Source organism: Fictibacillus sp. 23RED33, assembly GCF_015903925.1.
Classification (GTDB): Bacteria; Bacillota; Bacilli; order Bacillales; family Fictibacillaceae; genus Fictibacillus; species Fictibacillus phosphorivorans.
In genome coordinates this window covers 367952-380237 of the sequence record NZ_JACZDX010000003.1, presented here as the reverse complement: position 1 = coordinate 380237, position 12286 = coordinate 367952, and the positions used below count along the sequence as shown (strand labels likewise).

The 12286-nt window shown below is 39.0% G+C and carries 13 protein-coding genes; all 13 read left to right on the top strand.

The window, feature by feature from the left end:
* Positions 1–89 precede the first annotated feature (89 nt).
* The 13 genes from IHV09_RS13825 to IHV09_RS13765 all read left to right on the top strand — a co-directional run bounded on the left by IHV09_RS13825 (position 90) and on the right by IHV09_RS13765 (position 12273).
* Positions 90–2210: an HD family phosphohydrolase gene (locus IHV09_RS13825; protein WP_197264713.1), complete on the top strand. Its 2121-nt coding sequence runs from the start codon at positions 90–92 to the stop codon at positions 2208–2210.
* Positions 2207–2674 carry an rRNA maturation RNase YbeY gene (ybeY, locus tag IHV09_RS13820; RefSeq protein ID WP_197191450.1) on the top strand — a complete coding sequence of 156 codons (468 nt, stop codon included), beginning with the start codon at positions 2207–2209 and terminating at the stop codon, positions 2672–2674. The genes IHV09_RS13825 and ybeY overlap by 4 nt, the downstream gene beginning before the upstream one ends.
* On the top strand, positions 2671–3057 hold the full coding sequence (locus tag IHV09_RS13815) for a diacylglycerol kinase family protein (RefSeq protein WP_197191451.1): 387 nt from the start codon (positions 2671–2673) through the stop codon (positions 3055–3057). Before ybeY ends, IHV09_RS13815 begins: the two co-directional genes overlap by 4 nt.
* A gap of 7 nt (positions 3058–3064) precedes the next feature.
* Entirely contained in the window at positions 3065–3463 is a 399-nt protein-coding gene (locus tag IHV09_RS13810; protein ID WP_197133184.1) for a cytidine deaminase, read from the top strand.
* Positions 3456–4364, top strand: a complete 909-nt coding sequence (era, locus tag IHV09_RS13805) for a GTPase Era (protein ID WP_197133182.1) — start codon at positions 3456–3458, stop codon at positions 4362–4364. The genes IHV09_RS13810 and era overlap by 8 nt, the downstream gene beginning before the upstream one ends.
* A gap of 301 nt (positions 4365–4665) precedes the next feature.
* Entirely contained in the window at positions 4666–4809 is a 144-nt protein-coding gene (locus IHV09_RS13800; protein ID WP_197133180.1) for a YqzL family protein, read from the top strand.
* Positions 4810–4856: 47 nt separating this feature from the next.
* Positions 4857–5600 (top strand): DNA repair protein RecO, encoded by a 744-nt coding sequence (gene recO / locus IHV09_RS13795; RefSeq protein WP_197264712.1) that lies wholly within the window; start codon positions 4857–4859, stop codon positions 5598–5600.
* A gap of 67 nt (positions 5601–5667) precedes the next feature.
* Complete coding sequence (locus IHV09_RS13790) at positions 5668–6351, top strand: helix-turn-helix transcriptional regulator (RefSeq protein ID WP_231618303.1); 684 nt, start codon at positions 5668–5670, stop codon at positions 6349–6351.
* Positions 6352–6369: 18 nt separating this feature from the next.
* Entirely contained in the window at positions 6370–7185 is an 816-nt protein-coding gene (locus tag IHV09_RS13785; RefSeq protein ID WP_197133175.1) for a pyruvate, water dikinase regulatory protein, read from the top strand.
* 185 nt (positions 7186–7370) lie between these two features.
* The gene (locus IHV09_RS13780) at positions 7371–7838 is read left to right on the top strand and encodes a YaiI/YqxD family protein (RefSeq protein WP_197133173.1); all 468 of its coding nucleotides are present in this window, start codon (positions 7371–7373) and stop codon (positions 7836–7838) included.
* A gap of 59 nt (positions 7839–7897) precedes the next feature.
* Positions 7898–9706: a DNA primase gene (dnaG, locus tag IHV09_RS13775; RefSeq protein WP_197264711.1), complete on the top strand. Its 1809-nt coding sequence runs from the start codon at positions 7898–7900 to the stop codon at positions 9704–9706.
* Positions 9707–9748: 42 nt separating this feature from the next.
* Positions 9749–10879 (top strand): RNA polymerase sigma factor RpoD, encoded by a 1131-nt coding sequence (gene rpoD, locus IHV09_RS13770; protein WP_066396256.1) that lies wholly within the window; start codon positions 9749–9751, stop codon positions 10877–10879.
* 254 nt (positions 10880–11133) lie between these two features.
* Complete coding sequence (locus tag IHV09_RS13765; protein ID WP_197193819.1) at positions 11134–12273, top strand: acyl-CoA dehydrogenase family protein; 1140 nt, start codon at positions 11134–11136, stop codon at positions 12271–12273.
* Positions 12274–12286 lie beyond the last annotated feature (13 nt).

The window sequence follows — 12286 nt, the reverse complement described above, 5'->3', positions numbered from 1 at the left end:
TAATTAAGCTTTTCTTATTGAGAAGTACCATAATTGACCAACTTTTGCTAAGATTAGAATAGGATGTACAGTTTAAGGAGTGGTAGCGTTTGGCCAATTTCAGGCATCTTTTGTCTAATTACTTTCGTTTGAGTGTAGCAACAGTATCGTTTATCGTAATGGGAATCATTCTATTTTCCCTTTTAGTCAGCAACGTAACTCCTAATGTAGTGGATGTTAACGTTTATGAGCGTTCACCACGGGACATTCAATCACCTATCACAATCCCGTTAGAAGATCAGACAGAAGCCAGAAAGAAGCTCGCTGAAGAAAGTATTAAAAATGAGTATACGTTTAATAAAGACCTCGCTTTAGTACAAGCTGAAGCCTTAAAGGATTTGCTAGATATCGTCATAACGATTACAGAATCTGAAGAAAAAAAGAAAAAGGAAGATGAGGCTACTCTTTCTTTAGATCAAAAAGTCATTCAATTAAAAGATTCAATCGATAAATCTGACATATCAGATGAAACGTATATTGCACTCGCTGAAGCAAGTAAAGCAGAATTAACCAATGTGAAGAATTTAGCTCCTGATGTAGTGAACAGAGTTTTATCAGAGCCAATTATGGTTGAAGAAGTAGAAGAAGCAAGAAGCGAAGCTATTCAATTAATACGTGATAACAATCTACCTTATTCGCTTCGAAATGCAACAGAAGAGATCACACGAAGCTTTATCATCGCGAACAGAACGTTAGATACAGAAAAAACACGCCAAAAACGGAAAGAAGCGAGCGACAAAGTTGAAGAAGTTGTAATTCGAGAAGGAGAAGTTCTCGTTAAAAGCGGGGCAGTAATCACGCCTGAAATCTTTGATAGACTCAAAAAGGTTGGATTATTAGATCAGGAAATGAAAACGTATCCTTATTACGGATTATTCCTTTTTGTATTGATCGTGATGGCAGGTTTATATTATTTTATGAAAGAAGAGCGTGAGAAAGAGCATTTTCGTAAGTATGTAACCATCTATGCTCTCCTTTTCACCTTAACACTCGTTGTGATGAAAGTATTGAGTGTTAGTACAGAACTTGGTCTAATGAGTCTCATGTATGCTGTCCCTGTCGCGGCAGGAGCGATGATGATCAAGATGTTGTTTAATGAAGAGCTCGCAGTCGTATCTACGATTATCTTTGCGTTTAGTGCAGCATTGATATTTAACGAACAAACAGCTGGGAATTTTAATTTCATAATGAGTATGTATGTTTTATTTAACGGCATTTCAGGAATCGTATTTTTAGGAAAGACACAACAACGATCTAAAATCTTGCAAGCTGGATTTTTTGTTTCTTTTATAGCCATCCTAACAGTAGCGAGTGTGTTATTGCTGCAAAACGGAAAATTCACTTCTCTGCAAATTGGGCTAGATCTTGGTTGTGCAGCCATTTCAGGTTTTGTTTCAGCTGTGTTAACACTAGGACTTCTTCCGGTCATAGAATCATCGTTTAACATTTTATCTGTGACAAAGTTAATCGAGCTCTCGAATCCTAACCACCCGATTTTAAGAAAAGTGCTCATGGAAGCACCTGGGACGTATCACCATAGCATCATGGTCGCCAACCTTTCAGAAGCGGCATGCGAGTCTATTGGTGCTAACGGTTTACTAGCTAGAGTTGGTTCTTATTACCACGACGTTGGGAAAACAAAAAGGCCGCATTTTTTTATTGAAAATCAGATGAATATGGACAACCCGCATGATAAGATAGCACCACAGTTAAGTAAGACCATTATTACGGCACACCCATATGATGGGGCTGACATGCTCCGGGCAGAAAAGATTCCAAAAGAGATTATTGATATCGCTGAACAGCACCATGGAACAACCCTGCTAAAATTCTTTTATCATAAAGCAGCTCAGCTAACAGATAAGGAAGTAGCAGAATCGGACTTCCGATATCCTGGACCAAAAGCTCAAACGAAAGAAGTTGCAATCATCGGGATTTCTGATGCTGTAGAAGCGGCTGTTCGATCGTTGACGAAACCAACACCTGTTAAAATTGATGGGATCATACGAAAAATTATTAATGACAGGCTAGAAGATGGTCAGTTCGATGAATGTGATATCACGCTAAAAGAATTGGACATCGTTGCAAAAACACTTACAGAAACGTTAAAAGGAATTTTTCATTCCAGAATTGAGTATCCAGAAGAAACAAAAAAGGTGGAAAAACAATGATGCTACATGTAGAGTATTTAAACGAGATTGACGAAAACAGCTCTGAATTTCAAGAGTTATTAAGTAACGTTCTTGAAAAAGCGGCTGAGATGGAAGAGACAGGGCAAGCGGAAGTATCAGTAACAATCGTGACGAAAGAACGAATTCAAGAAATAAACAATGAGTACAGACAAAAAGATAGTGTAACGGATGTTATTTCTTTTGCTATGGAAGAAATGGGTGAAGATGAGACAGAGATCATCGGTGGTGAAGAGACAAGGTTCTTAGGTGATATCATCATCTGTCTTGATGTTGCGAAGGAACAAGCGGCAGAATACGGACACTCACTTGAAAGAGAAATGGGCTTTCTTGCCGTTCACGGCTTCTTGCATTTATTAGGCTATGACCATATGAACGATGAAGATGAAAAAAGAATGTTTGGAAGACAAGAAGAGATTCTGGAGCAATATGGTCTAAAAAGATGATCGCTTGGAAAAAGTTGTTCTCAAGTTTTGTTTTTGCTTTTACAGGAATAATCTCAACCTTTAAATCGGAACAAAATTTTAGAATCCACACCTTTGTGAGTGTAATCGTGATTATTTTCGCGATTGCACTTGATTTTTCTAAAGAGAGATTCGTCCTTTTATTTATTGTAATAGGCATTGTACTATCGCTTGAGCTTGTAAATACAGCGATTGAGAGCACGATTGATCTTATAACAGAGAAAAAACATCCCCTCGCGAAGAAGGCAAAAGACGCCGCAGCAGGTGCAGTTTTGGTTTTTTCAATATTTGCTGTTATAATCGGTATACTGCTATTTATTGAACCACTGATAGATAGTATGAAGCTATATTTGTTAAGAAGGTGAAAGAGTAATGAATAAAGAACAATTGATGGATCAAGCGAAACTCGCACGTGAAAAGGCTTACGTACCTTACTCTAAGTTTCAAGTAGGTGCAGCTCTACTAACGGTTGAAGGAAAAGTATATAACGGAGCGAATATTGAGAACGCCGCGTACAGCTTAACGTGCTGTGCCGAACGTACGGCATTATTTAAAGCGTATACAGAAGGTGACACGAAGTTCAGCGCGATCGCTGTTGTAGCAGATACGAAGCGTCCTGTACCTCCTTGTGGAGCATGCCGACAAGTTATCTCTGAGTTATGTCCGCCTGAAATGCCTGTTTATTTAACGAACCTTAAAGGTGATGTACAGGAGATCTTAGTAAAAGATTTATTGCCTGGTGCATTCTCACCGGAGGATCTAAATGATTAAAGAAGGCTATAAATCAGGTTTTGTAACGATTATCGGCAGACCTAACGTAGGGAAATCCACACTTTTAAATAAAGTGATCGGACAGAAAATCGCCATAATGAGTGACAAGCCTCAAACAACAAGAAATAAGATTCAAGCGGTTTATACAACTGATGAATCTCAAGTCATCTTTATTGATACACCAGGTATTCATAAACCTAAGCATAAGCTAGGCGATTTTATGACAAGAACGGCTCAGCAAACTTTAAATGAAGTCGACCTTATCCTGTTTGTTATTAATGCAGAAGAAGGTTATGGCCGTGGTGACCAGTTCATTATCGACAGACTTCAAAATGTGAAAAATCCGGTCTTTTTAGTCATAAATAAAATCGATAAAGTACATCCTGATCAATTATTGCCGTTGATTGATATGTATAGAAATAAGCTAGACGTTGCTGAAGTTGTTCCGATTTCTGCTCTTAACGGAAACAATGTGGACACACTTCTTGAACAGATCGTTTCCTACATGGAAGAAGGGCCGCAATTTTACCCTGAAGACCAGGTAACCGATCATCCGGAGCGATTTATTACTGCAGAATTAATTCGCGAAAAAGTTCTACATTTGACACGCGAAGAAATTCCACACTCCGTAGCAGTAGTCATAGAGGAGATGAAAGAACGCGAAGAAAAGAACGTAGTGTTTGTAAACGCAACGATCATTGTAGAACGTTCGTCTCAAAAAGGAATCATCATCGGTAAACAAGGAAAGATGCTAAAAGAGATCGGAAAAAGAGCAAGAGCAGACATTGAAACTCTCTTAGGCTCACGTGTCTTCTTAGAATTGTACGTAAAAGTACAAAACGACTGGAGAAACCGCCAAAAGCAGCTAACCGAGTTCGGTTTCAATGAGGATGAGTATTAAACAGCAGTTACTTTAAATGGGTTTGTAGTTCGTCTTTGAATAGTTGTTTGGAGTGAAAGGTGCGAGACTCCTGGGGGATGAGTGTGACAGGTGAGACACCTTATGGCGCAAAGCGTCAAGGTGGCTCACCGCACGCCCCCCGGAAAGCGAGTACCTGAAACGAAAAACAACCACTTACAAGAATGACCCACTGCGAAAACTCAAAAGTATAAAACTGTTAAAATTTCCTTGACATGAAATAAACAATTAAGGTGAACCTAGTTATTACAGGAGAAAAACAAATAGAAAGGTGTGTCCAAACATGAAAGAATTTACTTGGAAAGTATTCTGTGAAACGGGCAGTATTGATACCTATTTGTTATACAAAGAGCTAGACCTTGAAATAACAGCATTATCAGCAGTTATTCCTTACGAAGAGTCTCTTGAGGAACCTCCATTTCATTAAAAAGTAACTACGGTGCCTTCTTAGATTTGAGAGGGTGGTGATTTACCTTGCTTTATAAAGTGGAAGGAATCGTCATTAAAACCGTTCCGTATGGTGAATCCAATACGATCATTACTTTGTATACAAAAGAATTTGGGAAAGTAGGCGTAATGGCAAGAGGAGCCAAAAAGCCCAAAAGCCGCTTTACTTCCATTACGCAGCTTTTTACATACGGAATTTTTGTTTTTCAAAAAGGCAGAGGGCTTGGAACTTTACAGCAAGGTGAGGCGCTGTCCTCTTTCAGAAAAATAAGAGAAGATCTAGTTAAGACAGCTTATGCAGCTTACTTAGTAGAACTATTAGATAGAAACACATCTGAGGATGATCTGAAACCAGACCTTTTCGGATGGATCAAACAATCCTTAGAATATATCAATCATGGTATTGATCCCGAAGTTATCACTTTTTTATTTGAAATAAAAATAATGAAAACAAGTGGAATCGTACCTGAACTGAGTAAATGTGTTTCATGTCACTCAACAGAAGGCGATTTTTCTTTCTCGATTAGAGAAGGAGGTTTTCTTTGTGAAAGGTGTTCATACAAAGATCCTTACAAGATGCGAATCTCAAGGGGTTCGGTAAAGCTGCTTCATATGTTTTATCACCTGGATCTTGCAAGGCTTGGAAATGTCTCCTTAAAAAAGGAAACGAAGAGAGAGCTTCGAATGTTATTTGACGCCTACATGGACGAATACTCAGGAGTATTTCTAAAATCAAAGAAGTTTCTAAAACAATTAGATGATTTATCGTGAAAAACTGTGAAGCTTTTATTCTTTACAGTTTTTTTAGTTCGCTTTCTCCAATGAATAGGTTATAATAATGAGAATAAGTATAACACATTGGATGCGGCAAAAGGTGGTGTACACGATCGAACTTAATAAGAGGCAGCAAAAAATCATTGAGATTGTTAAAGATAACGGACCTATTACGGGAGAACAAATTGCAGATCAACTAGATCTAACAAGAGCTACACTAAGACCCGATCTTGCTATTCTAACGATGGCAGGTTATCTGGATGCAAGGCCAAGAGTCGGTTATTTTTATACCGGGAAGACGGGTTCGCAGCTTTTAACAGAAAAAATAAAAAAGATCAAAGTTGCTGAATTCACATCGATGCCGGTGGTCGTACAAGATTCAGCTACGGTGTATGAAGCTATTTGTACGATGTTTTTGGAGGATGTTGGAACTTTATTTATCATCAATAAGAATGGGCATCTTGCTGGCGTAGCGTCACGAAAAGATTTATTAAGAGCAAGTATGGGGAAACAAGAGATCAATAGTATCCCGATTAACATTATAATGACTAGGATGCCTAATATCACATATTGTTTTAAAGATGATTATCTATTAGATATCGCACACATCTTGATCAGAAAACAGATAGATTGTCTTCCAGTAGTTAAACGCTCAGACGATGAGAGTGGTTTTGATGTTGTAGGAAGAATTACAAAGACAAATATCACGAAGGCTTTTGTAGAACTAGCACATGACGAATTACTATAATTGAATGGGGAGGCCAACATGACAGGACGTCCTATCGTATATGTCGTTTCCGATTCAGTCGGAGAAACGGCAGAGTTGGTTGTTAAAGCGGCCGCGAGCCAATTTAATTCAAATGGAATAGAGATTAAGAGAGTACCCTATGTTGAGGATAAAGAGACGATTGATGAGGTCATCTCATTAGCGAAGGACCATAACGGGATCATAGCTTTTACCCTTGTAGTGCCTGAAATAAGTGAATACGTTGCTAAGCAGGCGGCATTGCACAACATCCCTACAGTGGATATCATGGGTCCGATTATGAATCAGCTGCAATCTCGGCTGAATCAAGTTCCGAGATATGAACCCGGAGTCGTGCATAAACTGGATGATGATTACTTTCGAAAAGTAGAAGCTATTGAGTTTGCTGTTAAATATGATGATGGCAGAGATCCTAGAGGAATTCTAAAAGCTGATGTTGTTTTAATCGGTGTGTCAAGAACTTCAAAAACACCATTATCGCAATACTTAGCACATAAACGCTTAAAGGTGGCAAATGTACCCATCGTACCAGAAGTAGAACCCCCAGAAGAATTGTTTAAAGTATCACCAAACAAATGCTTCGGTCTTAAGATTACGCCTGAAAAATTAAACGACATACGTAGAGAACGTTTGAAAGCGCTTGGTTTAAACTCTGAAGCGAACTACGCTAACATGGAAAGAATCAAACAAGAGCTCGTCTACTTTAACAAGATCGTTGATCAAATTGGATGCAGAGTGGTTGAAGTCTCCAATAAAGCGGTCGAAGAATCTGCAAATGTGATCTATAACTTGTTCCAAGGAAAGTCATATAAATAAAGCGCAAATGATTGCGCTTTTTTATTTTCATCATTTTACTGGTAAAACGGCGAGACTTTTATTATAATATTACATTGTGATTAAATTTTATAAGTTTGTCCAAAATAGTGATAAATTGAGTATGTTAATTTTAAACAAATGCTCTCATATAAAGGAGAATCACTGTAAAAGTAGAACATAAGAATATGGAAAAATTAATTGGTAATGTATTTGTAGATGCAGATGCTTGTCCTGTTGTGATAAAGGAAGAAATATTCAAGTTCTCCAAAATGTTTGTCTTTGAACCCATATTCGTTACATCTTACGCACACGCGAGTAACACGGACCAGCCTGGTCGCTGGATATTGGTTGATGCAAGTCCTGAAGAAGTTGATCTTTACATACATAATCATTCCAAAAGAAATGATCTTGTTGTGACTCAAGATCATGCCCTCGCAAGTCTTCTTTTGTCAAAAGGGGTTTACGTTATCACCCCAAGAGGGAAACAGTTTCAAGAGAATGAAATGGAGCAAGTGCTGCATGATCGTTATATGTCAGCAAAAGCTAGACGTTCTGGCAAGCACTCAAAAGGACCTGCTAAATTTAAAAAAGAGGACACAGAAAGATTCTGCACAGTTTTTTGCGAAATCCTGTCGAATGTTGAAGGAAAATAGAATTGTGCAACGAATATATATCTAGTGTCTAAAAGAATCAGAGATTCTGTGGTGGTAATATGGAACGTATACCTGAGGATTTAATTGAGAAGGTCAGGTCTTCTAACGATATTGTTGATGTGATTAGCGATTATGTTCCTCTTAAGAAACAAGGCAGAAATTATTTTGGTCTTTGCCCTTTTCATGGGGAGAAATCGCCATCCTTTTCTGTCTCACCTGACAAACAGATTTACCATTGTTTCGGTTGTGGAGCGGGAGGCAATGTTTTTTCCTTTTTAATGAACATTGAAGGGTACACTTTTGTCGAAGCTGTAACGCAGCTAGGCAAAAAGAGTGACATTGAACTTCCTCAAATTAATCAGCAAAACTTCTCCGAAAAGAGCTCTGACGAGAAAAGAGCGATGACTGAGATTCATGAGTTGTTGGCTAAATTGTATCATCACTGCTTACTTCACACAAAGCAAGGAAGACCAGCTTTAGAGTATTTGGAGAAAAGAGGATTCACAAGAGAATCCATAGAGCGGTTCCAGATTGGTTTTGCCCCAGATTCATGGGAGACCGCATCACAATTTCTTCAAAAGCGAGGAATGGATCTACACATCGCTGAAAAAGTCGGGTTGATTGGAAAGAGACAATCTGATGGAAAACCGTACGATCGATTTAGAAATCGGGTCATGTTTCCGATTTGGGACCGTACAGGTGCAGTTGTTGCTTTTGGCGGCCGTGTTTTAGACGGAAAGGACGAGCCAAAGTATTTAAACAGTCCGGAATCGAAGATCTTCCAGAAAGGAAGAACTCTTTATGGTTTAAACCTTGCACGTGCCGAGATGAGACAGAAACAGCATGCTGTCATCTTTGAGGGTTATGTGGATACGATTGCAGCGTATAGAGCAGGTGTTACAAATGGTGTTGCTACATTAGGTACTTCGCTGACCGAAGATCATGCAGCCATTTTGAAACGAAATGTTCAGTCTGTCACAATCTGCTATGACTCAGACCGAGCAGGAGTCGAAGCGGCGTTTAGAGCTTCAGAAATCTTAACAAAACAAGGCTGCACCGTGAAGATCTCACAGATGCCTGATGGAATGGACCCCGATGACTATATTTCCCAATTTGGAAACGATTCGTTTTTAAAAGATATAATAGGGGCTAGCCTAACTGTGATGGCATTTAAAATACAATATTACAGGCGCGGTAAAAACCTTCGGGATGAAGGAGAACGGATGATCTATATCGAAGAGATTATCCAAGAAATTGCGCGTCTGCCAAAAGCGGTTGAACGAGATCATTATCTCCGACAGATCGCTTCTGAATTTAATCTGTCATTAGATGCTCTTAAACAACAGCAAACACAGACTTTCAAGCAACTGCAAAGGTCTAAGGATAACGGCCCTAAAAAGCGGGATAATAATTTTAGAATACAAACACTTTTGCAAAAGTCATTGTTGCCTAGAAATCTGAATGCTGAACGTATTGTTCTTGCACATATGTTAAAAAGTGAGGAAGCCGCTTTTCTAATTCAGGAAAAGTTGGATTCAGGCTTTAATGTTGAAGAACATAACGCGATTGCTGCATACTTATATGCCTTTTATGAAGAGGGAAATAAACCCAATGTAGGGTTGTTCATGCAGCGTATCGATGATGACAAATTACGAAAATTAGCTTCAGAATTGGCGATGCTTACAATCAGTGAAGAGCTGAATGAAATAGAGCTCGCAGATTATATTCGTATTATTTCTAGCTATCCTTTATTGCGGGAGATACAAGAAAAAGAAAAGCAGCAAGAAGACGCAATAAGAAGGAATGAAATAAAACTGGCAGCCCAAATTGCCCAAGAAATTATGAGAATGAAAAGATCTCTTAAATAATCGGGATGTAGGATGGTTGAAGTTTTGGAAGGAGGGGATCGAATGGCTGAGAAACCAAACCGTCAAGGAACGGAAGGCGAATTAACCATCGATCAAGTTAAAGAACAATTAGTTGAGGCCGGTAAGAAGCGAGGACGGCTAACATATACAGAAATCACAAGTAAGCTGGCACCTTTTGAACAAGATTCTGATCAAATGGATGAGTTCTATTCATACCTTGAAGAACAAGGTGTTGAAGTTGCTGAAGCATCTGAGGATGCAGAAGACGAAGAAGATCCTAAGTTCGAAATGGAAAAAGAGGAAGAAGAATTCGATCTTAATGATTTAAGCGTACCGCCAGGAGTTAAGATCAACGATCCAGTTCGTATGTACTTAAAAGAAATCGGTCGTGTAGACTTACTTTCAGCAGACGAAGAGATCGAACTAGCAAAACGTATTGAGAACGGTGATGAAGAAGCTAAACGCCGTCTTGCAGAAGCTAACTTACGACTCGTTGTAAGTATTGCAAAGCGTTATGTTGGTCGTGGAATGCTGTTCCTTGATCTTATCCAAGAAGGTAACATGGGATTGATCAAAGCTGTTGAAAAGTTCGACTATGATAAAGGATTTAAATTTAGTACGTATGCAACATGGTGGATTCGTCAGGCGATCACGCGTGCGATTGCTGACCAAGCTCGTACAATTCGTATTCCAGTTCATATGGTTGAGACGATTAATAAACTGATTCGTGTTCAACGCCAGCTGCTTCAAGATCTTGGACGTGAGCCATCTCCAGAAGAGATCGGTGCTGAAATGGAACTAACACCAGAAAAGGTTCGTGAAATACTGAAGATTGCTCAAGAGCCAGTCTCTTTAGAAACACCTATTGGTGAAGAAGACGATTCTCATCTTGGTGATTTCATTGAAGATCAGGATGCATTAGCACCTTCAGAAGCTGCTGCCTATGAGCTGTTAAAAGAACAGCTTGAAGATGTTCTAGATACACTAACAGATCGAGAAGAAAATGTTCTTCGTCTGCGTTTCGGGCTTGATGACGGACGTACTCGCACCCTCGAAGAAGTAGGTAAAGTGTTTGGCGTTACGCGTGAACGTATTCGTCAGATTGAAGCTAAGGCACTTCGTAAACTCCGCCATCCAAGCAGAAGTAAACGATTAAAAGACTTTTTAGAATAGAAAGTTTGCCCAAATCTGGGCAAGCTTTTTTTATTTCTTTTATTTTACTTATTATTCCACCTCAATGCAAACTCATCAAAAACTCATTTTGTGATACTGTTTTCTACGAAATTCTTTTTGTTGCTTGGTTATTCTCCTTAATATTAAATTAAAAATTCTTTAAATCTTGTAAAAATTCAGCCTTTATATCTATAATAAACATGTAAGCGCATACAAATTTGAGGCGTAAATTTATTAAAGGGTGGGATGCAACCATGAATTTTACATTAACAGAAGAGCAGTTGATGATTCAAAAAATGATGAGAGAATTTGCAGATGAAGTGGTAGCACCGGGTGCTGAAGCAAGAGATAAAAATAAAGAATTCCCGGTAGAGATTTTTCAAAAACTTTCTAAATTAGGAATGATGGGTCTGCCTTTTCCCGAAGAATACGGTGGGGGCGGAGCTGATACGATAAGTTTTGCGATTGCTGTAGAAGAGCTGAGCCGCGCTTGTGGGTCTACTGGAATTACATATTCTGCACATGTTTCTTTAGGTGGAGCTCCATTAAATCTATTTGGTACTCACGAACAAAAAGAAAAGTATCTAACGCCAATCTGCACAGGGGACTCTCTTGGAGCATTCGGATTAACAGAACCAAATGCGGGTTCAGATGCAGGTGGCACAGAAACAACTGCGAAAACGGAAAATGGTGAATGGGTGATTAATGGCTCAAAATGCTATATCACAAATGCGAGTTATGCTAAGCACTTAGCATTAACCGCTATTACAGATAGAAATGGTAACGATAAAGAAATATCAGCTATTATCGTACCTACAGATGCTAAAGGATTCCGTGTTATCGATAATTACGAGAAGATGGGTCTTCACTCTTCTAATACTACAGAACTTTTTATGGAAGATGTAAGAGTACCTGAAGAAAATCTTTTAGGAAAGCGCGGAGACGGCTTTAAACAGTTCCTGGTGACATTGGATGGAGGAAGAATAGGCATAGGGGCAATGGCTGTTGGAATTGCACAGGCGGCCTACGAGAGGGCTCTAACGTATTCGAAAGAGCGCAAACAATTTGGAAGATCGATTTCAAAGTTCCAAGCTATTCAATTCAAGCTAGCAGATATGGCCATGAAGATCGAACTTGCCAGATTAATGGTATACAAAGCGGCATGGCTCAAAGACCAGGGTAAGAAGTTCTCAAAAGAAGCTTCGATGGCAAAATTATATGCATCAGAAGCATGTATGCAGATTTGTTCTGAATCTGTTCAAATTCATGGTGGTAACGGCTACATGAGAGATTATCATGTGGAACGTTATTTCAGAGACGCTAAACTTCTTGAGATTGGAGAAGGTACATCAGAAATCCAACGTATTGTTATTGCAAGGGAAATTGGCTGCTAACATTCATTAAGAG